At 51.5% G+C, this 24,433-nt stretch carries 22 protein-coding genes; 16 read left to right on the forward strand and 6 right to left on the reverse strand.

The window, feature by feature from the left end; genetic code table 11:
* Positions 1-80: 80 nt before the first annotated feature.
* Positions 81-290, reverse strand: coding sequence for a transposase (locus I2D94_RS18605; protein WP_195397673.1), 210 nt, complete (start codon positions 288-290; stop codon positions 81-83).
* 458 nt (positions 291-748) lie between these two features.
* Between I2D94_RS18605 and I2D94_RS16280 the strand changes: the two genes are divergently transcribed.
* From I2D94_RS16280 to I2D94_RS16290, 3 genes are all read left to right on the forward strand, one after another.
* Complete coding sequence (locus I2D94_RS16280) at positions 749-1,540, forward strand: MerR family transcriptional regulator (RefSeq protein WP_195397674.1); 792 nt, start codon at positions 749-751, stop codon at positions 1,538-1,540.
* A gap of 239 nt (positions 1,541-1,779) precedes the next feature.
* Positions 1,780-3,861, forward strand: a complete 2,082-nt coding sequence (locus I2D94_RS16285) for an FAD-dependent oxidoreductase (RefSeq protein WP_195397675.1) — start codon at positions 1,780-1,782, stop codon at positions 3,859-3,861.
* A 194-nt stretch (positions 3,862-4,055) separates the two neighbouring features.
* Positions 4,056-5,234, forward strand: coding sequence for an amidohydrolase family protein (locus tag I2D94_RS16290; RefSeq protein ID WP_195397676.1), 1,179 nt, complete (start codon positions 4,056-4,058; stop codon positions 5,232-5,234).
* A gap of 101 nt (positions 5,235-5,335) precedes the next feature.
* Here I2D94_RS16290 and I2D94_RS16295 read toward each other — a convergent pair whose 3' ends face one another.
* The gene (locus I2D94_RS16295; protein WP_072684609.1) at positions 5,336-6,211 is read right to left on the reverse strand and encodes a LysR family transcriptional regulator; all 876 of its coding nucleotides are present in this window, start codon (positions 6,209-6,211) and stop codon (positions 5,336-5,338) included.
* A gap of 142 nt (positions 6,212-6,353) precedes the next feature.
* On the opposite strand from I2D94_RS16295, the gene I2D94_RS16300 reads away from it, so the two are divergent.
* Positions 6,354-8,342 (forward strand): FAD-binding protein, encoded by a 1,989-nt coding sequence (locus tag I2D94_RS16300; protein WP_195397677.1) that lies wholly within the window; start codon positions 6,354-6,356, stop codon positions 8,340-8,342.
* Between the two features lie 266 nt (positions 8,343-8,608).
* The gene (locus tag I2D94_RS16305; protein WP_072684611.1) at positions 8,609-9,949 is read left to right on the forward strand and encodes an ATP-binding protein; all 1,341 of its coding nucleotides are present in this window, start codon (positions 8,609-8,611) and stop codon (positions 9,947-9,949) included.
* Between the two features lie 74 nt (positions 9,950-10,023).
* Here I2D94_RS16305 and I2D94_RS16310 read toward each other — a convergent pair whose 3' ends face one another.
* The 4 genes from I2D94_RS16310 to I2D94_RS16325 form a co-directional block, all read right to left on the reverse strand.
* On the reverse strand, positions 10,024-10,224 hold the full coding sequence (locus I2D94_RS16310) for a PTS ascorbate transporter subunit IIC (RefSeq protein ID WP_072684612.1): 201 nt from the start codon (positions 10,222-10,224) through the stop codon (positions 10,024-10,026).
* Positions 10,224-11,234 carry an SPFH domain-containing protein gene (locus I2D94_RS16315; protein ID WP_195397678.1) on the reverse strand — a complete coding sequence of 337 codons (1,011 nt, stop codon included), beginning with the start codon at positions 11,232-11,234 and terminating at the stop codon, positions 10,224-10,226. The genes I2D94_RS16310 and I2D94_RS16315 overlap by 1 nt, the downstream gene beginning before the upstream one ends.
* Positions 11,235-11,771: 537 nt before the next feature.
* Complete coding sequence (locus I2D94_RS16320) at positions 11,772-11,957, reverse strand: hypothetical protein (RefSeq protein WP_072684614.1); 186 nt, start codon at positions 11,955-11,957, stop codon at positions 11,772-11,774.
* Between the two features lie 9 nt (positions 11,958-11,966).
* Complete coding sequence (locus I2D94_RS16325; RefSeq protein WP_195397679.1) at positions 11,967-12,770, reverse strand: Cof-type HAD-IIB family hydrolase; 804 nt, start codon at positions 12,768-12,770, stop codon at positions 11,967-11,969.
* Positions 12,771-13,133: 363 nt separating this feature from the next.
* Between I2D94_RS16325 and I2D94_RS16330 the strand changes: the two genes are divergently transcribed.
* From I2D94_RS16330 to I2D94_RS16380, 11 genes are all read left to right on the forward strand, one after another.
* The gene (locus I2D94_RS16330; RefSeq protein WP_195397680.1) at positions 13,134-13,811 is read left to right on the forward strand and encodes a FadR/GntR family transcriptional regulator; all 678 of its coding nucleotides are present in this window, start codon (positions 13,134-13,136) and stop codon (positions 13,809-13,811) included.
* On the forward strand, positions 13,808-14,611 hold the full coding sequence (locus tag I2D94_RS16335; RefSeq protein ID WP_195397681.1) for an electron transfer flavoprotein subunit beta/FixA family protein: 804 nt from the start codon (positions 13,808-13,810) through the stop codon (positions 14,609-14,611). The genes I2D94_RS16330 and I2D94_RS16335 overlap by 4 nt, the downstream gene beginning before the upstream one ends.
* On the forward strand, positions 14,608-15,807 hold the full coding sequence (locus tag I2D94_RS16340; RefSeq protein WP_195397682.1) for an FAD-binding protein: 1,200 nt from the start codon (positions 14,608-14,610) through the stop codon (positions 15,805-15,807). Before I2D94_RS16335 ends, I2D94_RS16340 begins: the two co-directional genes overlap by 4 nt.
* Positions 15,792-17,189 (forward strand): FAD-binding oxidoreductase, encoded by a 1,398-nt coding sequence (locus I2D94_RS16345; protein WP_195397683.1) that lies wholly within the window; start codon positions 15,792-15,794, stop codon positions 17,187-17,189. Before I2D94_RS16340 ends, I2D94_RS16345 begins: the two co-directional genes overlap by 16 nt.
* A gap of 233 nt (positions 17,190-17,422) precedes the next feature.
* Positions 17,423-18,031 carry a MerR family transcriptional regulator gene (locus I2D94_RS16350; protein WP_195397684.1) on the forward strand — a complete coding sequence of 203 codons (609 nt, stop codon included), beginning with the start codon at positions 17,423-17,425 and terminating at the stop codon, positions 18,029-18,031.
* A 405-nt stretch (positions 18,032-18,436) separates the two neighbouring features.
* A complete protein-coding gene (locus I2D94_RS16355) occupies positions 18,437-19,135 on the forward strand; it encodes an ABC transporter ATP-binding protein (protein WP_072684620.1) in 699 nt (232 codons plus the stop codon).
* A 2-nt stretch (positions 19,136-19,137) separates the two neighbouring features.
* Positions 19,138-20,847, forward strand: coding sequence for an efflux RND transporter periplasmic adaptor subunit (locus tag I2D94_RS16360; protein WP_195397685.1), 1,710 nt, complete (start codon positions 19,138-19,140; stop codon positions 20,845-20,847).
* Between the two features lie 12 nt (positions 20,848-20,859).
* Positions 20,860-22,077 carry an ABC transporter permease gene (locus I2D94_RS16365; protein WP_195397686.1) on the forward strand — a complete coding sequence of 406 codons (1,218 nt, stop codon included), beginning with the start codon at positions 20,860-20,862 and terminating at the stop codon, positions 22,075-22,077.
* 198 nt (positions 22,078-22,275) lie between these two features.
* Positions 22,276-23,160 carry a DUF3137 domain-containing protein gene (locus I2D94_RS16370; RefSeq protein WP_195397687.1) on the forward strand — a complete coding sequence of 295 codons (885 nt, stop codon included), beginning with the start codon at positions 22,276-22,278 and terminating at the stop codon, positions 23,158-23,160.
* Between the two features lie 75 nt (positions 23,161-23,235).
* Positions 23,236-23,769, forward strand: coding sequence for a LemA family protein (locus tag I2D94_RS16375; protein WP_195397688.1), 534 nt, complete (start codon positions 23,236-23,238; stop codon positions 23,767-23,769).
* A gap of 216 nt (positions 23,770-23,985) precedes the next feature.
* Positions 23,986-24,433 (forward strand): hypothetical protein (locus I2D94_RS16380; RefSeq protein ID WP_195397689.1); only part of this gene is annotated, 448 nt, incomplete at its 3' end.

The following is a 24,433-nucleotide window of genomic DNA, read 5'->3' on the forward strand; positions in this document are numbered from 1 at the left end:
GGCTCTTTCAAAAATAGTGTTGGTGAGAGAAAAACCGAAACAAGAAAGACGCAGATGAGTTCCAGAAATGGGACTCATTTTTAATTGAGAAAACGGCAGGGAACTAAGGTGTTAGAAATAAGTAAAATGCGGGTCTTAAATTGAATGAAAGAACGATAACCGAAAGCCAGACGCTTGATGACCTTAATCAGATTATTCGTACCTTCAATCATGCCATTGGAAAATGAGTAAGTCAAGGCGTTGATCACTGCCTCTTTCCGTTCCACTAAGGACTGAATGGCAATATTCATGGGCTTGGAGATCAAAGGATCAGGATTCAGACAAGCTTGGAGGAAGGCGTCAGGATCTTTCCGGTTGAGCGCGGTAAGGAGACTCTGATAGAGCTGTTAGAGAAGGAAATAGATAGTGGCCTGAGAAACAGAGTGACAGAAAGGGATGTCTTTTTCAGAAGTTTTCATTTTGGTTTCCACCAACACCAAAATTTATAGAACCAAACGTATTTCCTCCTTTCCAGGACTCGGCGTAAACTGGATTGTTTTTATCATAGTATAAATAATGCGGAAATTCAAATTGTGCTTTAAAAAGGGGAAATGGAAAAATAAAGAAAGACACGGCAGGTGAAACTGGAAAGTAAATATTTTTCCAAACTTACCAGTTATTGCCCATTTTTGAAAAAATACAGGTAAAATAAAAGAGAAAAGCGTCATGATAGGCTGTAATTTAAATAGAAAGAGTGCAGGTGGCATACATGAAGGTCAATGAGTTTGCCCGTCAGCTGGGGATTGTCAGCAGTAAGGTTCGTTATTATGACCGGATGGGCTTGATTCAGGGAGAACGGCAGGATAACAATTACCGGAATTTTACACCGCAGGACGCCCTGAATATTTATCATGCGCAGATGCTGCGCAGCTTCGACATGAGCATTCAGGAATCGCTGAACGCGAAAAATGAGGAGTTGGAAGCGATTGATCAATGGGTCGGCGCACACGCTGAGTCGCTGGAAGAACAAATCCGCTGGCAGGAAATTAAACTGCTGCGGTTAAAGGAAATGCAGGCCTATTTTCAGATGATCAAAGAGGGACGGGAACGCGTGGCTCCACTGTTTCGTGACAACAGCTATAATGTCTGGAATTTTGGGATTGGGGCCGTCAGGACTCCGGATGTGCAGAAGGCGGTTGAGATTCTGTCTGAGAATATGCCCTTCTCCTATATTGCGATCAAAATCGGCGTGCAGAGCGTGATCGAGGAGCGTCGGCCGCTGGACGTCAGTATCGGCCTGGGTATTCTGGAACGCAATAAAAAGAAGCTGAATCTGAAACTTCCTGCCGAAGTGGAACGAAAAGAAGGCGGCGAGATTCTGCAGTACATGTTGGAGGTTTCCGATCCGTTTCAGCTCACCTGCCAGGATTTAAAACCGCTGCTGGACGAATGTCGGCGGCGCGGGAAACCGATCTGTACGGATATAATCGGCCGGATTTATTTAAGTTACATGAGAAACGGCGTTTTTGTTCATGGAATCGGTTTGGCGGGTGAAATATAAGCGGAGAAAGATGAGGTCATCTTTCCCAACGTCAAACGTCTTCGAGAACCTTGACGAAGAAGACTGTATATACGCCGAAAAGTCGCCGGGATAAACCTGAAAACCAGATTATTTTGCCGGTAAACGGATCTTACGAGGGATCCGTTTTCATTTGTTCTGTTTGTTTGTTCACAAACTTGTTGACTTGTAAGCGGCTAACAGGTTTACAATGTTTACGATTCATAACAGGAGGGAAAGTCATGAAGAAATTTTGTCTTTCTGTGATTCTGGCTCTGGCGATGACGATGAGTCTGACTGGCTGTTCACAGACACCAAAACAGGAACCGGCGAAAACCGGGGACACGATGTCCGGAGTGTTCACAGGCACATCAACGGGCATGCAGGGACCGGTCAGCGTCCAGCTGACAGTGGAAGAAGGAAAGATCACCAAGGCCGAAGTGACTGAATGTCATGAAACCGCAGGTCTGTCCGATGTGGCGCTGGAACGCATTCCATCACAGATCGTCGAACATCAGACCTTTGATTTAGACACCGTTACCGGTGCGACGCTTTGCAGCAACGCATTGATGCGGGCGGCTGAGGATGCGGCGACCAACGCCGGCATGGATCTCAGCGCGTTGAAGGCAAACGCTTATCACGCGGCAGCGGGCGAGGCGGAAACATTATCTGCGGACGTCGTCGTTGTCGGCGGCGGCGGAGCGGGACTGAGTGCTTCGATCGCGGCAGCGCAGGAAGGCTCAAAGGTCATCCTGATTGAAAAAAGCTCGTTCCTGGGCGGCGATACAATGATGGCCGGCGGCGCGTTCAACGCGGTTGACCCGGAAGCGCAGGCGGAACGCGTTTTATCGGAAGCACAGAAAAATACGCTGGATTCCTATCTGGCGCTGTCGACAACCGACGCGGATCTGCATCTGGATCAATTCCCGGAATGGGCGGAAGTCCTGACCACGCTGCAGAGCGATATTCAGGCTTTCTATAAGGCGAATGCCGGCAAGACGGCAGGCAAGGATATGCCGGGCTTCGATTCAATTTCTTTGCACATGTGGCATATTTATACGGGCGGACTGCGGCAGATGAACGACGGCCGCTGGATCGCTTCGAACATTGATCTGGCCCGCACCTTAGCGGAAAGCGCGCTGAATTCTTATGACTGGGCGGGTTCAATCGGCGTTGGCACAGCTTCTCACGCAGGCGCCGGGGATTCGCTGTACACCGTATTAGGCGCAATGTGGCCGAGAACCCATGCTTACACCGCAGGTCTGCCGTTAATTCAGGTACTGCAGAGCGCGGCTGAAAAAGAAGGCGTAACCATTTATACGGAAACTGCGGCGAAGTCGTTGATCGTCGATGACAACGGCCGCGTTACCGGCGTTAAGGCTGAAAAAGCCGACGGTACGGAAGTCACATTAGAAGCGGGACACGGCGTTGTGCTGGCCAGCGGCGGTTATTGCGCAAATCCGGCGATGGTCAAGCAGTATGATGAATACTGGGGCGATGATCTGACCGACCGCACCTTGACGACCAATGTCGGCACCAACACTGGCGACGGCATCGTCATGGCGATGGAAATCGGCGCGGATACGACGGGTCTGGGTGTTTCCCAGCTGATGCCTTCCTCTTCCCCGATCAAAGGCACAATGACCGACGGCATCTGGGCTGACGCTTCAGAACAGATCTGGATCAACGGTCAGGGTGAACGCTTTGTCGACGAATACGCGGAACGTGACGTTCTGGCGAAGGCTTCGCTGACGCTGGATAACGGCATCTTCTACATCATTTATGCCGGCAGCGGCCTGAAGGAAGCCGACGGTCTGTGCAAGGGTGCTTCACTGGAAGAAGGGCTGTTCGGCACGACTGTTCAGTCGATGGTCGACAACGGTCATGTCTGGTATGGTTCGACCTTAGCTGAACTGGCGGAAGCGTCCAAGACCGCAGCGGGCGGCGCGACTCCGGCATTTACGGAAGAACAGCTGCGCACGGTCATTGAAAAATACAACAGCTATGTTGAAAATCAGAGCGATCCGGATTTCGGCAAGGAAGTCCTGGCCGGCGCGATCGATCTGGAAGCGATCGAGAACGATCCGAACGTTGGCATCGTCATCTCGCCGCGGAAGGCTTCGCTGCACCACACGATGGGCGGCGTGGTCATCAACACCTCGGCGGAAGTCTTGAACGCGGAAGGCCAGCCGATCGAAGGCTTATGGGCAGCAGGCGAAGTCACTGGCGGTATCCATGCGGGCAACCGTCTGGGCGGCAACGCGATCGCCGATATCTTCACCTTCGGTATGATTGCCGGTCAGAACGCGGGCAAGGCCCAGTAACTTTTTTCTCCCATGAAGCTCTCTGGAATTCTTCCGGGGAGCTTTTTATTCAAGGTTCAGGCTGAAGCCTTTAGCGAGGGGCAGGAAATGGGATTACTTAAAGAAGTTTGATCTGATGAAACTATTTTCAAGTTGTCTGAAAATAAAAATGCGCTATAATGAAAGATAAGAAAACAAACGAGGGGGAGTAATCAATGAAAAAATTCTGGATTCATGCCGGAACGCTGATCGACGGCACTGGCGCTGAACCAAAAAAGAACCAGGCCATCTGCGTTGAAAACGGACGGATTGCCGCGATCGAAGATTTCCACGGGAAGAACGAGGAAGAATGGGTGGATTTAAGCGAAATGACCGTCATGCCGGGCATGATCAACTGTCATGTTCACTCTTTGTCTCCAGTGGGCATCAGCGATGAGGAAGAAAACGCGCTGACCACGATGGAAAAAGCTTGGTGGGGGATGAAGAACGCGCACGATTATATCGACAGCGGCGTGACGTTTGTCCGTTCGCTGGGGTCTGAACAATATTACGATCTGGAAATGAAAAAATGCATCGAAGAAGGAAAAGTCGTTGGACCGCACATGTTCTGTGCCGGCCGGGTGATTACGATGACCGGCGGCCATGGCTGGAAAAGCGGACTGGAATCCGACGGGGTAGACGAATGCCGCAAACATGCCCGCGAGCTGTTGAAGCACGGCGTGGATCTGATCAAGATCATGGCGACCGGCGGCGTAATGACCCCGGGTGTGGAACCGGGCAGTGCGCAGCTGACGATGGAAGAAATGAAGGCGGCGATCGACGAGGCGCACAAGGCCGACCGCAAAACCGCGACGCATGCCCAGGGCACCCAGGGAATCAAGAATGCCCTGCACGCCGGCATCGACTCCATCGAGCATGGCATTTTCCTGGATGATGAATGCATCGACTGGATGGTCGAACATGGAACATACCTGGTTCCAACGTTAGCCGCGCCGCGCTGCATTCTGGACGCCGGCGTGGAAAAAGGCATGAAGGATTATGTTTTGCGCAAAGCGAATCTGGTCGTTGACGCGCATATTGAAAGCTTTAAGAAAGCCTATCAGCGCGGTGTGAAGATCGCGATGGGCACGGACGCCGGCACGCCGTATAACTTCCATAACAATTCGGCGTTTGAGCTGGAGTTGATGGTCGCCAACGGGATGAAGCCGATGGACGCGATCGTCGCTTCCACGCGCAACGGGGCCGACTGCATCGGCGTACTGAAGGACTACGGCACGATTGAAGCGGGAAAAGTCGCGGATATCATCGCGATTGAAGGCGATCCGCTGCAGGATATTTCCTGTGTCCGCAAGGTCCGCACCGTTTATAAAGCGGGTGAAAAGCTGAAAGGCTGAAAATAGCGCTGTCTCGGATAATAAAAAAACTGCCGCGCTGATCGGATTGAAAAGTCTGATCAACGCGGTTTTCTTTTGGATAGGAAGTTTTATAAAAACGTTTAAAGGTGAAGCACTTCTGTTTCGGCAACCTGCCGGACAAAGCGTAAAAATTCTCGGACGGCCGGACTGGGATTCTTGGCATAATGGAACCCATAGGCCAGCGAATAATTCCAGTCGCAGGGAATCGTCACCAGATCAGGATGGATATCCTTCCAGCACAACGGCGTCTGCAAGCAATCCTGCCGGACAATGCAGCGGCTGAAAACGGAGAGATCATAGCGCGGCACCTCGACGACGTGAACGCCGAGCGCTTTGGCTTCCTGCTGAAGACGATCCAGTTCATCGGACATGTGGGAACGGATCGTGACCAGTGTATAAGGCCGCATGTCCGCAAGCGTTAAACACGTTTTGGCCGCTAACGGATGATCCCGCGCGACCGCAACGGCGATCGGGACACGAAACAAATTCAGGAAGCTGCGGCCGCGCTGCCAGGGTTCGCCATCATCAATTCCTTCTATAAGATCGGCTTTGTATGCTTCCGTATTCAACGCAAGGTCAAGAAGTTCAACGGGGATCTGATCGGATACTTCCTTTTGAAACCGCGTCCACAGCGGATAAAAAACACGGCATTTCATCAACAGACTTGTGCCGATCGTAATTTTCTGCTGATCCTGGCGATGAATCAGGATCAGATTTTCCTCAATTTCCCGGCAGGTCTGAATCAGCGGCCCGGCTTGTTGAAAAAGATAGTCGCCGGCCGGGGTGAGCTGAGTTCCGTGGCGTGTCCGCTTGAACAAAGTCACCTGAAGCTCCTGTTCCAGATTGTTGATCTGCTGAATCACGGCGCTGGGCGTGATGTAGAGCTTCTCGGCTGCTTTGGAAAAACTGCCGTTTTCGGCAACCTGAATAAACGTTGCCAGCTGATGATTAAGCATCCTTGATTCCTCCCGTTTCAGTATCGAAATCTTTTGATCTTGTTATAAGGTTTTCCTACAAACCATCATAAGGAATTCAGACTTCTTTTGCAAGTTGTTATGTGAAATAATGAACACAACGAGAGAAAAGGGAGGAAAAAACATGAGTTCTAAGAACATAACCCGCCGGGATTTCCTGAAGGGCGCGGCGGCAGGCGCGCTCGGCCTGGCGGCTGTCAGCCTGAGCGGATGTGCTGTTAACGACGCTCCGGCCGCAAGCAAGGGAATCTATACGCCGGGGACGTATTCCGCAAGCGTCAAAGGTTATTCCAGCTATATTCAGGTAGAGATGACATTCACAGCGGATAAGATTACCGATTGTACTATCGCTGCTGACGGAGAAACGGAATCGATCGGAAAGGCGGCAGCGGACGAGCTGGCAAAACTGATCGTCGAGAAACAATCCGTGGATGTGGAAACAGCCGCGACGGCGGATATCACCATTCCGGCGATTAAGAAAGCGGTTGGCAACTGTATCGCCCAGGCTCAGGGGCTGGCCGCCGCTCTGAATGAAAACACAGACAGCGATTTTGAAGACTGGCTGGGTGAAGCTCCGGAGATCGCGGATTCGCAGATTACTTCCACATTGGATACCAGCCTGTTGATCATCGGCGCGGGCAACGGCGGGATGATGGCCGCGGCGACCGCGGCGGACACCAAGATGGATTTCATCCTGTGCGAACAGAATGAAACGCTCGGCGATACGCGGCACTGGATCGGTGCGCTGGACACCGAAGCGATGAAAAAGGCCGGGGTCACGGTGCAGAAAGATCGGCTGTTGAATGAAATCGCCCGCTACGCTTCCTATAAGTGCGATATGGATGTCATCAAAATGTGGATGAACAACAGCGCAGAGATGATCCGTTATCTGGAAAGCCTGGGGTTAAGCGCGTCGGTCAACATCGCGCATGAGAATCATGTCGGCGGCAACCATATGGAATACTATGTACCGTCGATCTGGCATACAATCAGCGCGCCGGAGGGCAGCGAATTCGCTGGAGCGATGGGCTGTGAGCGCAATCGCTTTCTGGAGAAGCATATTCAGGATTTAGGCTATCAGGTAAATTATTCGATGACACTCGTACGGCTGAATCAGAATGAAAGCGGCAAAGTCACCGGAGCGATCTTCACCGACGCAAAGGGGGCCTATGTAAAAATCAATGCTGAAAACGTCATCCTGGCGACCGGCGGATATCCGGGCAATCCGAAAATGGTGAAAGCGCTGGCGCCAATTGTCAACGAATGCGTCACCGCCAACAGCTACTATGGTCCGGATACCGACATGGGCATCCGCGCCGGGATCTGGGCTGGCGCGAAGATGGACACGACCGACGCGCCGATGATCTTTGACCGTGGTTTGGTCGCGCCGGGCGTCAAGGCCGGTTATGTCGATGATGGGCAGGGCAACCTCGCTTTCCCAGGCACGGTCTATCAGTTTAACCCGGGCACGCAGCCGCATTTAAAGGTCAATAAAGAAGGCTTCCGGTTCGCAAATGAATCCTGCCCGTATGATTTTCTGAATTACGCGGCATCTTTACAAACCGACGGTGTGTATGCGGCGATTATGGACGCCAATATCACCGACGCAATCCTGGCCTACGATCAATACGGCTGTGCTCAGATCTCCGTCAATATTGCAAAGAACGACGGAATTGTGCCGATGATCGAAAGCTATGTCGAACAGGGCCTGGTCTTCAAAGCGGATACGATTGAGGAACTGGCGGAGAAGCTGGGAATTCCGGCGGATAATCTGAAAGCGACAGTCGAGCGGTACAATGAATTGTGCGCGAAGGGCGTCGATGAGGATTTTGGCAAAGAGGCGTACCGGATGCGGCCGATCGCGGCCGCGCCGTATTACGGCTGCTTCCTGGGCGGCAGTCTGCTGACCACCTGCGATGGCCTGCGAATCAACCGCAAGTGTCAGGTTTATGATACGAACCATCAAATTATTGAAGGCTTGTATTCAATCGGCGATTGCTCAGGCAGCTTCTTTGCGGGCAATTATCCGGAATACTTCGTCGGCGTTGCGGTCGGCCGCACGATGACGCAGGGCCGGGTTGCCGTGAAGACGATCCTCGGCGAAGAATTGTAAGCTGAATCGGAAAAAGGAAAAGAATCAGGATTTCTGCTTTGCAAGCTGAACCTGATTCTTTTTTCGCTGAGAAAAAAAGTGGGGATCAACCACTTGTCTGGGAAAGAAAAAGAAAAAAACATCAATTCCATCATTTTTGTGTTCATATCTGGAGAAAATTCGCTCATTTTTGTGTAATTGAGAATGAGAAAATCGCTATTTTTTGTGTTGCAAACCATGGATAAATCCCTCAAAATTATGTATAATCTTAATAAGGGAGGTGCGCTATGCTTTATTTAAAGAGGAAAATCGACGACTATCTGATAGCGTGGAAAGAAGAGGCTGATCATAAACCACTGATTGTAAAAGGACCGCGGCAAGTGGGAAAGACGGAGTCCATTCTGCGGTTTGCCAAGGCAGCGTATGAAAGTGTTGTAGTCATTAATTTTGTTGAGGAACCTAAATATCGCTTAATCACAGAGGATGGATATAAACCATCAGAGATTATTAAGAATATTTCGAGAATGGATCCGTCAAAACGTTTTATTCCTGGGAAAACTTTGATTTTTTTTGATGAGCTGCAAGCGCATCCTGATATTGCTACTGCATTAAAATTTTTTAAGATTGACGGGCGTTTCGACGTTATCTGCAGCGGTTCTTTATTGGGAATTAACTATAAGCAAATTGAAAGCAACAGTGTAGGATATAAAACGGATTACACCTTATTTTCATTGGATTTTGAAGAATTTTTATGGGCTAAAGGATATTCTGAATCCATCGCAGAGGAATTGCTGAACCACCTTATCAATCAAAAACCATTTAATTTAATTGAAATGGAAACGTATAGCAGCTTGTTCCTTGACTTTTGCATTTTAGGCGGAATGCCTGCGGTAGTGCGGACTTATGTTGAAAGAGGAACGTTTGAAGGAACACTGGATCTTCAGCGGCAGCTCATTGAAGACTATAAGGAAGACATTCGGAAATATGCCGTCGGTCTGGATCAGACGCGAATATTAAATGTTTTCAACCATATTCCTTCCCAATTAGCAAAAGAAAATAAAAAATTTCAATTATCTAAAGTTGAACGAGGCGCCCGGTTTAAAGACTACCGTGGATGCATTGAATGGCTTTGTGATTCAGGAATCGTTAATTGTTGTACCTGTCTGCAATTTCCTGAACTTCCATTAAAGGGGAATAGCGACGATAGTAAATTTAAGCTTTATTTTGCGGATACTGGACTGTTAATCGGCATGCTGGACGATGAATCCCAGGAAGATTTGCGGGTGAATAAGAATTTAGGTGTATATAAAGGCGCACTTTATGAGAATATTGTTGCGGAAGCACTGACCAAATGTTCGATTCCTCTTTATTATTATCGTCGGGAAGACTCTACATTAGAACAGGATTTCTTTGTCCGCACGCAGCATAGTTTGCTTCCATTAGAAGTCAAGGCAAAGCACGGAACAGCGAAATCATTACGGACGCTGATCATCTCTGACCGGTATCCTGATATCCGCTATGGTTTAAAGCTTAGTGCTGGAAACATCGGGGTCAGCGATCAAATTTACAGCTTTCCTTATTTCTGTGCGTTTTTGTTGAAACGATTTTTAAGACAAGCTGAATTTTGAAGCTAGGGCAAAGACCTTGTTTCTTTTAGCATAATATAAGGATTAAGAAAAGACCGCGAAGCTGCGGTCTTTTATCAGAGATCCAGTTTGATCCCTTCATCCAGGTTTTCCGGCCGGGGGGAGCCGTTTTTCTTTCTCTGTTTGACGCATTCCGTCAACAGATATTCAATCTGTCCGTTTAAAGATCGGAAATCATCTTCGGCCCAGGCTGCGATCTGTGCATAGAGCTTACTGGAAATCCGCAGCGGAACCTGCTTCTTTTCCTGATCTGCCACTAATATAAGCTTCCTGAATTGACGATCGGCTGCGCGTCTTTATTGCCGCACAGGACGACGAGCAGATTGGATACCATGGCGGCTTTTCGTTCTTCATCCAGCTCGACCATGCCCCCTTCGTTCAGTTTGTTCAGCGCCATTTCCACCATGCCGACGGCGCCGTCGACGATCATCTTGCGGGCGTCGATAATCGCGGAAGCCTGCTGCCGCTGAAGCATAACGGCGGCGATTTCCGGAGCGTAGGCCAGATAGGTGATCCGGGCTTCCAGAATTTCCAAGCCCGCGTCCTGAACCCGGTTTTGGATTTCTTTGCGGATTCGGCTGGCTACGATTTCACTGGAACCGCGCAGCGAGCCTTCATCCGGTTCGCCATCGCCCGTCGTATCGACATTCTGAGCGACGTCGTAAGGATACAGCCGCACGATATCACGCAGCGCGGCGTCGCACTGCAGCGACAGGAATTCCTTATAGTTATCTACCGCGAAGACCGCTTTGGCCGTATCGTTAACGCGCCAGATGACGGCGATTCCGATTTCCACCGGATTGCCCAGGCAGTCGTTGATTTTCTGCTTGTTGTTATTTAACGTCATCACTTTCAGCGAGATTTTCTTTGTCGGCACAACCTGATTCTGCGTGCCGTTATTCGTCGTGATCGTCCGTTCTGAGGAATTGACGTCGCCGCTCTGCCGCAGTGTTGTCCGGCTGGCCGGGTTCACCGCGGATACAAACGGATTCACATAGTAAATTCCTTCTTCTTTTAACGTTCCGACATACTTGCCAAACAGCGTCAGCACCAACGCTTCCTGCGGCTTCAGCACTTTAACGCCCATGCACGGAATCCATCCTAAAGTCAGCCAGACCATGGAAATGGCGATCAGTATGCCGCCCAGCGTATTGGTTTCAACCAGGCTGATGCCAACGATCAAGGCGACGACCGATAAGGCAAACGCAGCGACCAGCAGCATCAGCGGCATTAACCCTTTGCTGGCGTTTAAAATTTTTTCTTCCATCTTTCACGACCTCCTCTTGATGATATCATTTTGATATCATTTCAATTTCTTGTCAAGTGTTTTCGTCAAGCAGCGAAAAAATGTTCCGAAATTCAAAATCCAATTATCCTGTTGCGGTAAGGAGAGGCCGCGGAATAACTCAGCACCGTCGATCCGACTTCTATGACTTTGTTTTCCTGACGCGCAGAATTGATCGACGATCGTGGATTGTTGCCGCTTATCTTCTGACTTCAATCTAAAACCAAGGAATAAAATGGGAACTTGAAAGAATAAAAGATCGTTATCAAAGAATAAAGAATTGTTCTTTCTTCGCCGATATTGTTCTTTTATTCTGTATATTGTTCCTCTTCCAGTTTTTCTGTTTATTTGAAAAAGATGAAGACGCAGTCTGACGAATATGAAAAAAAAGATAAACCTTGCTTTCGCAATGCGTTTATCCTTTTCTTCGTTAGAGCGTTCGGCAGCTCCGCAGGACAATCCGTCCGGGAGCTTCCCTGCTTTTAAAATCTTTGCATACAGAATTCTTTGTCTTTCAGATTAACGCGGCAGCGGGTACCGATCCGGATCTAGCGGCCGCTGCAGCGTGACAAGATAGCCACGCTGAAACAGATCGCTGCTGTAACCGGCGGCAGCTACCTGCCAGCCTTTTCGTCCCCATTGGTTTAATTCTTCTTCCGCTTTGTCTAAATCATCGAAGACCAGAATCTTAAATTCCCACTGCATAGCCGCACGCTAGGCGATGACGCCGAAATGCCGCAAGGCTTCGGCCACACCGTCTTCATCGACAGAAGGTGCGATGTAATCCGCCGCCGCTTTGACGTTATCCTTCGCGTTGGCTACCGCGACGCCGACGCCGGCCTTCACCAACATCGGGATATCGTTCTCCCCATCGCCAAAGGCCATGGTTTCCGCCCAGGAAATGCCCAGGCGCTTCAGAACGGATTCGATTGTGGTCGTCTTATCGTTGCCGGTGCTGTAAATATCATAGCCCTGCGGATAACTCCAGGTGAAGGTCAGCTCCGGGAACTGATCGGTAATCGATTCGACCTTCGCTTCATCGCCGATGATGAACAGCCCCATCGGCAGGCCGTGCGTCTTCTGATAATTCTGTTCGGCCGTATCGTCGATCAACAAATTCCCGACGTCCTTTCCTTTCAGATAACCCCAGTGGAATTGATGGAAGTGCGACTGGCAGACGACCGATTCGTCAAACTTATAGCCGACGCCCAATTCCAGCTCATCGCACAGCTTGTTCAGGCGGATCATTGTGTCTTCCTGAATTTCATGCTTTTCAATAATTCCCTTGCCGGTTTCAATCAGACACTGCCCGTTGATCGTGACGTAATAATCCGGTTTCAGCGTGTCGTGGACGTCCTGCTGAATGAAGTAATAAGCCCGGCCGGTGGCGATCAACAGCTTGATCCCCTGACGCTGCGCCTGATGCAGCGCTTCGACGACCGCAGGTTGGATCGTTTCCGAGCCGCGGGCGATCAGGGTGCCGTCGATGTCCAGAATCAACATTTTTACATTTTCCATAATTGTTTTTGTACTCTCCTTTGTCAGTTATCATACCGTGATTTTCATCGGGTGAAAAGAGCTTTTGAAGATTTTATTCGTAAAAGTTAGACATTGAATGAAATAATGTTTCAATGTTTCAACGCGTGATCCCGACCGGCGGATGACAGCCCGGAGAAATCCTTGGATTTTCTTTTATGAGGGGGCAGGACTGCAATTACGGATGTTCTTATAGCGTTTGAGAGGCTACGGGAAACTGACAGCGTATCGGGGATGCGGCAGGGAAATCAGTCGTGAAAGAATTAATTAACTGTAAGGGCTTTCATTTTTGTTCCGCTTCTTCTATAATGGAATTAACTTGGTCTGACCAGTTAGGGGTGAACTATGGAAAATCAGGAAAAGAATTCGCAGATGATCGTCGACGATGTGATCGGTCAGATCGGCAGCGGACGGCTGAAAATCGGCGAAGCTCTGCCCTCGGAGCGGGAGATGACGCAGCTCTATCACGTCAGCCGCAGCTGTGTGCGGGAAGCGATGCAGGTGCTGGCGCTGTTAGGCATCGTGCGGATCCGCCCGAAGGAAAAGACGCGCGTCCAGGCCTTTCAAATCGAACCGTTTATCCAGCGGATTTCCCCGCTGTTGTTCGCACAGATGGGCTGCGAACAGGACATCGCCCAGTTTCGCTTAGCCGTTGAGATCAAAGCGGCGCAGCTGGCGGCTGAAAAAGGGGCGGATGAAGGACTGATGGAGCTGGTGGCGGCGATGCGAAGGTGCGAGGATGAAGCGCAGGCAGCACAGCTGGATCTGCAATTCCACAAGGCGCTGGTGCACAACAGCGGCAACACCCTGCTGAAAATTGCGCTGGACAGCGTCGGCAGTCTGATGGAATATTCTGTCGCGCATAACCGCCGGCAGATATCCACGCACAGCTCGCTGGCGATTCTGATCGACCAGCACGAACAGCTGACCCGGACAATCGCGGCCAGACAGACGGAAAAAGCAGCGGAGCTGATGAAACGGCATCTGCGGCTGGAAGAAAACAGGGAGGAAATAGAAAAGTGAACATTGTCGTATGCGTAAAACAGGTTCCGGCGACGCAGAAGGTCGAAGTCGATCCGGTTACCGGCGTCTTAAAGCGGGACGGTATTGAAACGAAGATGAATCCGTATGATCTGTACGCGATGGAAACCGCGCTGCAGATCAGAAAGAAAACCGGTGCGAAAATCCATGTGATCACGATGGGGCCGCCGGCCGCCAAAGCGGTGCTGCAGGAAGCATTCGCGCTGGGCGCCGACGAGGGCTGGCTGTTGACGGACCGGAAGTTTGCCGGGGCCGACGTGTTGGCGACCTCGTATACGATCGCCTCTGGAATCCGCCAGATCGATCACGTCGATTTGATCTTGTGCGGCAAGCAGACGACCGACGGCGACACGGCTCAGGTCGGACCGGAAATGGCCGAGGTGCTGGGAATTCCGCATATCAGCTGGGTCACGGAGCTGATCGACGCCGACGATCAGGCCTTGATTGTCAAGCAGGACCTGACCGAGGTCGAAGCGGTGGCCCGGATTCCTTATCCATGCCTGATCACGGTGGAAAAAGGAATTTTCCAGCCGAATCTGCCATCCTATAAACGGGCGAAGGAAGCCGCGGACAACCCGATTCACACGCTGAGCGCGGCGCAATGCCGGACCTTGGATCCATCCCGAATCGGTCTGTCAGGCTCGCCTACCCAGGTCGAGCGGATTTTCACACCGACCCATGATGTGAAGACGATGCGGCTGGACGGGCCGGAAGCGGAAAGCGCGGCCCAACTGGTCGCGATCCTGAAAGAAGATAAAATGTGGGAGGAGGAAAACGCATGAGCGGCTTAGTGATTGATCCTAAAAAATGTACGCGCTGCGGTTTATGCATCACCCAGTGTCCGTTTAACGCCATGGCGATGGTCGACGGTCAGGTCCAGATCAACGCTGCCTGCAAGATGTGCCGGATGTGTCTGCGCAACTGTCCGAGCCAGGCGATCAGCGAACAGGTGGACGCGCCGCAGCCGCAGATCGACAAATCCCAATGGCATGATATTCTCGTTTACGTTGAACACAGCGACGGCCGGATTCATCCGGTGACGCTGGAATTGATCGGGAAGGCGCACGAGCTGGCCCGGGTTATCGGGCAACAGGTCAACTGTCTGATGATCGGCGATCACATTGAACAGGCGGCGGATTCCCTGCTGGACTACGGCGTCGCCAACGTCTATCTTTATGAAGATGAACGGCTTAAGTATTTCCGTGCGGATAATTATACCGAAGTGTTTGAGGACTGCATTCAGCGCAGTCATCCGGCGGTCGTTCTGGTCGGCGCGACGGTCAGCGGCCGCTCGCTCGCTCCGCGCACCGCGGCGCGCTTCCGCACCGGCTTAACGGCCGACTGTACGGTTCTGGAAATGCGGGAGAATACCGATCTGGTGCAGATCCGGCCTGCTTTTGGCGGCAACATCATGGCGCAGATTCTGAACACCAATCATCGTCCGCAGTTTGCGACGGTGCGCTATAAAGTGATGGATCCGGCGGTGAAGCAGGCCCGCATCGGAAAGGTGGTGTCCTGTCCGATCGATCCGGCCAAGCTGGATTCCAAGATTGAATGGCTGAAAATTGAAAACAAGGAACAGGAGGTCAGCATTTCCGACGCTGAAGTGCTTGTCGCGGTCGGACGGGGCGTTAAGGATGAAAAGACGCTGGCGCTGATCGAAGCATTAGCGCAGAAGCTGCATGCCCAGATGGCCTGCAGCCGGCCGGTTGTGGAAAGCGGGCGCTACGATGTCCGCCGTCAGATCGGTCTGTCCGGACGAACGGTGAAGCCGAAGCTGATCCTGACCTTCGGCATCAGCGGGGCGATCCAGTTTACCGCCGGGATGAAGGGGGCGGAAAAAATCATCGCCGTCAACACCGATCCGCAGGCTCCGATCTTTGATCTGGCGCATGTCGCGGTCGTTGGCGACGCCGGGCAAATCGCTGAAAATATGCTTAAAGAAATGGAGGGAGAGATCGTATGTTCCGCAAACTAGAACCCCGGGATATCGAAGCGCTGAGCGCGATCACCGGACGGGATTATGTCAGTGTCCGTGATGAAATTCATCCCGATTATACGCATGACGAAATGACCCACTACGGCTGTTTTGACCCGGAGCTGGTCATCCAGCCGGGCTGCACGGAGGAAGTTTCACAGATTCTGGCCTATGCCGATCAAGAACATCTGCCGGTTACGACCCGCGGCGCGGGCACCGGCCTATGCGGGGGCTGCGTGCCGATCCATGGCGGCATCGTGATGTCGATGATGCGGATGAATAAAATTCTGGAAATCGACGAACAGACGATGAACGCCGTACTGCAGCCGGGCGTGCTGCTGATGGAAATTATTGAGGAAGCGGCGAATCATAATCTGTTGTACGCACCGGATCCGGGCGAAAAGAGCGCGTCGGTCGGCGGCAACGTCATGACCAACGCCGGCGGCATGCGGGCGGTGAAATACGGCGTGACCCGCGATTATGTGCGCGGCCTGGAAGTCGTGCTGGCGGACGGCAGTGTGCTGACGCTGGGCGGCAAGACCTCCAAGAACAGCTCCGGCTATTCCTTAAAGGATCTGATCGTCGGTTCCGAAGGCACGCTGGCCGTCGTTACGAAGATCACGATGAAGCTGCTGCCGAAGCCGCGGGCGATGACTTCCTTGTTGATTCCGTTTACGACGCTGAAGGACGCGCTGACACTGGTGCCGAAAATCATGCGGCTGCCGGCGGTGGCGACGACGATCGAATTCATGGAAAAGGAAGTCATTCAGGATGCTCAGGATTACCTCGGCAAGGATTTCCCGAACAAGGAATTCAACGCTTACCTGATCGTTTCCTACAGCGCCAACACGCCGGAAGAAATGCAGGCGATGATCCATGACTGCGCCGAGCTGGCCTTGCAGGAAGGGGCGGAGGACGTCTTCATCTCCGATACCGAAGAACGCCAGAGCAGCATCTGGGATGCCCGCGGCGCATTTCTGGAAGCGATTAAGAATTCAACGACGCAGATGGACGAATGCGATGTTGTCGTGGATATCGACAAGGTCGCCGACTTCTGTCAGTTTGCCCGCGATCTCTCAATTCAGGAAAACATCCGCATCCGCAGCTTCGGTCATGCCGGCGACGGCAACCTGCATATCTATGTGCTGAAAGACGCGCTGCCGGAAGAAGAATGGCAGAAGAAGGTCGTGCGCTGCATGGATGCGCTGTATGCGAAAGCCGCGGCGATGAAGGGTCAGGTTTCCGGCGAACATGGTATCGGTCATGCCAAACGCGACTATCTGAAACAATCGCTGGATCCGGAACAGATTGAGCTGATGAAACGAATCAAGGCCGCCTTTGACCCGAACGGGATTCTCAATCCGGGCAAAGTCATCGGCTGAGGAACAGCGAAAAGCGCTGCTCGGCAGCCCCGGCGGTACTCTCTTTCAACCTGAATCCGCAATGAAGGAAAATCAGACCCGGCTTTGAATCAAGACCCTGGAATATCCCGGGGTCTTTTTATTCAGATTTTTGTTTTTCACTCAGGAAAAACAAGCGAAAACAAGCGGATTGTCTGAAAAAGCGTTGACCTGTCCCCTGGGGACTGTGTTATGCTCACAGCGAGGTGAGCGGAATGCTGCTGAAAGAAGTCATGCAAAAGAGCGGGCTGACCCGCAAACAAATTGAAATACTTCAACAGAAGGGATTGATTCATCCGACCCGGGAAGAAAACGGATACCGCAATTATACCGAGCAGGATCTGAAAATGCTGAAGCAGATCAACTTTCTTAAAAAATTTGAGTTTACGCTGAACGAGTGCCACGCCCTGTTGATCGAAGGCGACGCAGCCGTACTGGATCAAAAACGGGAACAGCTGCTGTCCCAACGCTACCGGCTGGATACCGCGCTGCAGTATCTGGATCATCTCAAGAATCCCGATACCCAGCAGATCGAGCTGGAATCGGTGGAACAAACGTTTGATCTCTACGATCAGATCAGCGCTGGTCAGCGCGGGCAGAAAATCATCCAGATGGAAAATGAAATCGTCAAAGCGCAGGTATCGTTTAATAGTTTAATCGAATACACGATCGGCATCGGTTTTTCGATGACGGCGATACTGCCCCGGCTGAATCAACGCCTGACGGTTTTGATCGTGACTATGCTGCTGGTGCAGGGAATGAAGTCGTCGACGCGGTTCCGCTGGCTGATCCTGCGGGTCGGTCAGTTTTTAAGAATTATTTAGCGCAGAGTGAACGCGGAGAGGGCCGCTGAAACTCCGCGTTTTTTTTAGAATGGGAATGTGACAAAATCGTTAGTTCCCTGCAAGCCAGATCCATGGTGAAGAGAAGCCGCAGCGCGTACAATGAACAAGGAAAGTCAGTGAATCAGTGGAAAAAACGCTTGCTTTCTGTGAAATTCAGAATATAATATGACTCAAGAAAGAAAAATAAGAAAAAAAAGAAATGAGAGGTAAGATAAAAAAGATCAGAATTTTTGAGGAAAAGGATTGACAAATTCAATGATGTGTATTATTGTATTACTGTTCTAATACAAAAATCTTATGAAGTTCTTTAGGAATCCTTTCGATGGGTTTAAGCCTTGGACTTTATAATGAAAAACGATTTACGCATGACAGGGAGGGAAGTTCATGTCCGAAGCTTTAATCGAGATCAGAGATCTCTGTAAAATATACAATCCGGGCGAGGTGGAGGTCCGCGCACTGGATCACGTCAGTCTGACGATCAACCGCGGCGAGCTGGTTGCGATCATCGGACAGTCGGGTTCCGGCAAATCCACGCTGATGAATCAGCTGGGCTGTCTGGATGTTCCGACTTCCGGTGATTATTTCCTGAGCGGTCAGAACGTCGCCAAGCTCAGCGATAACGAATTATCGGATATCCGCAACCGGGAGATCGGCTTTATTTTTCAGGGATTCAACTTAATTCCCAATCTGACAGCTGTGGAAAATGTCGAGGTTCCGCTGATTTACCGCGGGATCGGCAAGCGTGAACGGCGTCAGCTGGCGATATCGTCGCTGGAAAAGGTCGGACTGGGTCACCGGCTTGATCACAAGCCGTCGCAGATGTCCGGCGGTCAGCAGCAGCGCGTTGCGATTGCGCGGGCCATCGCCGCCGCTCCGCCGTTGATTCTGGCGGACGAACCGACCGGCAACCTGGATTCCGCGTCAAGCAAGGAAATCCTGCAAATTTTAAAACAGATGCACGCCAGCGGGCGCACGGTCATCCTGATTACGCATGACAACGAGATCGCCGCGCAGGCCAGGCGGATCATTCATATCCGCGACGGAAAGATTGATTCCGATACACTCAACGAGGGAGGAAAATAACGATGGACGAAAAGCAAGTGGAACTGATTGAAGTTGAAACGCTGAAACCGGAAAAGAAACCGGAGAAAAAGAAACAAAAACGGAAATTGACGATGCCGAAGAAGAAAACATTCATTCTCGGCGCGGTTGGACTGTTAGTCCTGTATATCGTCGTTTCCAATCTGACGCGCAAGCCCCCGCTGCCTGCCGTCGCGGTGACGCCGGTGACGCGGGGCAATATTGAACAGACGCTGGATACCAGCGGTCTGGTTTCCTCCTTATCGGAGAAGACGTATTTTTCGCCGGTCAGCGCCAACATCGCAAAGCTTCCGGTCGCGGTCGGCGATAATGTCAGCGCAGGCGATCTGATCGTCGGCTACGATCTGGATTCGATTCAGGAACAGGTGCAGAAAGCCAATCTGGAGCTGACGGCCGCCCGCAGCGGATATCACGACAGTCTGAACAAAAGCAACGAAAAGGCCGACGAATACAGCCAGGCCAAGCACGACGCTGAAAAGCTTTATGCCGAGGCTAACGATCTGCGCAGCAAGGTGGCCGGACTGAAGGATCAGCTGGCCCAGGCGCAGAAGGAACAAGCCGGGCAGGAAGCCAACAATGCGGTCAACCAGCAGAAAATTGCCGAGCTGCAGAAGGAAGCGGCTGATCTGGAAACGGAGCAAGCCCAGCTGGAGCCGCAGATCGCCGAGAAGCAGCGGCAGATTGCCGAGAAACAGGAAAAGCTGGATGCGCTTGTCAATCAGCCGGAAACGGATTCTTCAGCCAGTCCTGCGCCGATTGAGGATCACAGCGCTGAAATTGAGCAGCTGAAACAGGAAATCAGTACACTGCAGAGTGAACTGGACGCTTTGAACAAGACGCAGGCCGATAACGATCAGCGCCAGAAACAGATTGCCGACGAGATCCAGCAGCTTCAAAGCGCCGGCGGCGCGGCGGCGGCCAAGGTCGTCCAGCTGCAGGCCGATCTGGAAAAAGCGTCGACGGAATTAAGTCAGAAGGAAGCGGAACTGGCCAAGCGGGAGAGCGTCCGCGATTCCGCCCAGGCTTCAATTCTGTCTGATGAAATGAAAACCCAGCTGCAGGCAAATACGAATCTGAGTGAGCTGGCCGCGATGAGCACCAACGAACTGCTGCAGCTGGCCCGCGCCGGCATCAAGGCGGAATTCTCCGGCATCATCACCAAGGTCAACACCAAGGAAGGCGCCGCGACCGCCGAAGGCACAGAGCTGATTACCGTCGCTTCCAACCGCGAGGTTATGGTTGAAATTTCAATCACGAAATATGACCTTGAAAAAATCGCAGTCGGACAGAAAGCACAAATTTCCTTAGCCGGCCATCAATACACCGGCACGGTTGAAAAAATCAGCCGGGTAGCCGAGGTCAACGCCCAGGGCACGCCGGTCATTCATGCTCAGGTCCGATTCGACAATCCGGACGACAACATCTTCTTGGGCGTGGAAGCCAAGGTTTCCGTCAACACCGCGAAAGCGGAGAACACGCTGCTGGTACCGGTGGAAGCGATCAATACCGACCGTCAGGGCAGCTTCGTCTACGCTGTGGAAAACGGGCTGTTGATCCGCAAAGCAGTTGAGACCGGCGTGACTTCCGACGACGCCGCGGAAATCAAATCCGGCCTCAGCGAAGGTGATCTGATCGTGCTGAGCGCCGCCGCAGGACTGCAGGAGGGAATGCAGGTTACGCCTGTCCAGCAGTAAAGGAGGCCGCAGATGACGCAGCTATTTGAATATATAAAGATGGCGGTCAAGAATATCCGGGCCAATAAGGGCCGGTCGATTCTGACGATGCTGGGCATTATTATCGGCATCTCCTCCGTTATCATGATTATGGCGATCGGCAACGGCGCCAAGGGAACGATCAGCGACGAACTCAACAGTATCGCCGGGGGTCAGATCTATATTTATGCAAGTCAGAACTACACCGCCGGGGAACCGGTGGCGATTACGGAGAAAGATATCGACACGATCAAAGTGAAGATCGACCATATCAAGGGCGTGACCCCGACGCTGGGCGCCTGGGGCAGCGCGCTGACGCAGAAAGGAACCTTTGATTTGTCAATCAGCGGCGGCAACCCGGATCTGGGCGCGATGTCGGTGCAGCCGATGCTGCACGGCCGCTATTTTGATCAGTCAGATTTTGAAGGCGGCCGCCTGGTCGGCGTGATCGGCGAGTCGGATGCGAAAAAGCTGTTTGGGACGGCGGATATCGTCGGTATGGCAATCGAAGCCTCGATCATGAACGTCACCAAGGATATCCGGATCATCGGCGTACGCAAGGACGTCGAGGGCACCTTTGTATCCTCAACCTATGAAGGTGCGCCCATCTCGATGGAAATGCCCTATACCGCGCTGCAGGCGTTTGATATCGGTACGGAGGATTTCGGAAGCATCTACATTATTTCCGAGGGCAACGAATATTCCGCAGCCGTCGCCCAATCGGCGCTGAGCCTGCTTGACAGCCGTCATCAGACTCAGGGCAAGGGCGCGTTTCTGATGCAGGAATTCAATGAACAGATGGGGCAGATCAACGAAGTGCTGAACATGATCACGACGTTCATCTCCTTTGTCGCGGCGATCAGTCTTTTAGTCGGCGGGATCGGCGTTATGAACATCATGTTGGTATCCGTCACGGAAAGAACCCGGGAGATCGGCATCCGCAAAGGTCTGGGCGCCCGGACAAGCTCGATCCTGTGGCAGTTTCTGGCCGAATCGGCGATCATCACGGCGATCGGCGGCATCATCGGGATTGTTTTGGGAATCGGCGGGGCAGAGCTGTTGTGCCTGGTGATGCCGCTGACTCCGCGCATCAGCCTGTCCACAATCCTGATCGCGACACTGTTCTCTTCGGCCATTGGGATTTTCTTCGGAATCATGCCGGCCCGCAAAGCGGCGAATCTTTCGCCGATTGAAGCGCTCCGCCGCGATTAACGAAAATCGCTGCGCTTGGTTTCTCAAGGAAAATCAACCGCGAATAATTCTCAAACCGGGACGGAAGGCTTTATGCCGGCAGCTCCGGTTTTTCTTCGGGCGCTTCAAGGAGAGCGGGCAGAGTCTGTCAATTTCCTTAAAAAGGGCAGCTGTGAAGTTTCGGCATGGTATAATAAAAAAAGAAATGGGGGAATCGGATTGAATGACACTTTAGCGCAGCTGAATCACCGGCGGGAAAGGATCATGGCGGTAACCTTGCTGGGCTACACCCTGATCGTGTTGGGAGTTCTTCTGTTATTTTCCAGCGTTTCTTTCGGAATATTGACCGGGATTGTCGGGGGCGGTTTGATTCTGGCGATCAACCTGACAGAAAAGCCGAAGTATGTCCGGGCGTATAAAAATCAGATCGTGCTGGCGGTATTGCGGGAAATGTTTGAGGATGTTCATTTAAATCTCGACACCGGGTTTAATCAGGAATGGGTTGAGGACGCTCATTTCATCCCGACGGGCAATCGTTTCTTCAGCGATGATCAGATATCGGGCAGCTGCCGCGGCTGTCTGTTCCGCCGCAGCGATGTTCTCACTCAGCAGGTGACGCATACCGGAAAAACAACAACCGTTACGACCTTGTTTGAAGGACCGTGGATGGTGTTTGAATTCCCGAAAAGCTTTGGGCATTATCTGCTGGTGCGGGAAAAAGAATTTCTGTCTAATGGCAAGCCGGGCGGCTGGTTCAGTGGTTTGAAAACCGAACGTATTGCCATGGAAAGCGAAGAATTCAATGAGAAGTTTGAGGTCTATGCTGAGGATGAACATGAAGCGTTTTACCTGCTGACACCGCAGTTTATGGAAAAACTGGAACAGGCGGAACGTGAAATCGCCGGCCGGATGTATTATGGTTTTTTCGATCATGAATTCCACGTGGCGGTGGATAACCGGCAGAACAGCTTTGAGCCGCCGGTATTTACGCCGATCACCCCGGCGCAGCTGGAGGAGATCCGGACGGAAGCACGGTTAGTGTGCGAGCTGATCGATCTGCTTCACCTCGCTGGCAGAGAAGGTGGGCAACGGCCAAAGCCTTAAGCTCGAAATGTTAAAAACAAGCGGATTTCATTTCAATAATTACAGAAATAAACCAGATAAGAAAGGCGGGGAGGAATGATGATGATTTTGTTGATCGGGGCGATCGCATTGATCGTATATGGCATACTTCTTTACAATCAATTAGTCAGGTGTCGGATTAAATGTGAAGAAGCGCTGTCGGGAATTGACGTCGCATTGGTCAAACGCTATGATACGCTGACCAATATTCAGGAAACGGTGAAAGGGTATGTCAAGCATGAACAGACGACGCTGGTCGAATTGACGAGACTGCGCGCGACGATGACGCTGGCGGAAAAAGCAGAGCTGGCGGATCAGTATGCTCAGGCTCAGAAACGGCTGATGATGTTGGCGGAAGGCTATCCGCAGCTGCAGGCGTCCGCGAATTTTCTGCAGCTGCAGGAAACGATCGCTGATGTTGAGGAACACCTGCAGGCAGCCCGTCGGGCGTATAACGCCAATGTGGCGCGGTACAACGAGAAGCTTCAGATGTTTCCGTCCAGTCTGATCGCCGGCCTGATTCATGCGGAAGCCAAAGCCTTTTTCCAGGCCGAGCTGGATCAGCGTGATAATGTGAATGTTTCATTTTAAAGGAAAAAAGCAATCGGAGAGCTGTAGCACAAACGTTACAGCTTTTTAAATAGAAAGAAGAGCACAAAAGATCGGAAAAGGAAATTGAAAACAAAACGGTATTGAGTTATAATGAGCTCAGAAAGATTAACTCAAAAAAGTATTTTTACAAATTTCAATTCTTTTAGGGGGCTTTTCCTGATTTTCCGCAATATTAATATTATGAGGCTCCTGAATATGAAACAAAATAACTTACTTCTCAACATTTCCGATCAACAATTACAGCAGGCGGGACTGACCCGCGCTCAGGCTAGAAAAAGTCTGGCCGCTCTTGATTATCGGGATAACGACGTGTTCCGTCATGTAATGAATGCGGAGAATCCGGTTTCCCGAAAGATTCTGACGATGTATCTCTCGGATTTGCTTCATCGGCGGATTGTATGGATAGGTTCGGAAGCGACAGAACCGGTGAAAGCGAACTGCCGGGAGAAAGGGGTCCGCTACGATGTCATGGTGAGGATTCGGGATGATCTGGGAAAACCGATGCTGGTGAATTTAGAAATGCAGAATTATCGGATGGCGGAATCGTTATCGCTGCGGTCGCAGGGCTCAAGGATGGTTTCCGATCAGATTGAAGTGGGCGGCAGCTTTGATTTTATTCCTGTGCTTCAGATCATGATTACCA

It is taken from the genome of Holdemania sp. 1001302B_160321_E10 (genome assembly GCF_015552275.1).
GTDB lineage: Bacteria > Bacillota_I > Bacilli_A > Erysipelotrichales > Erysipelotrichaceae > Holdemania.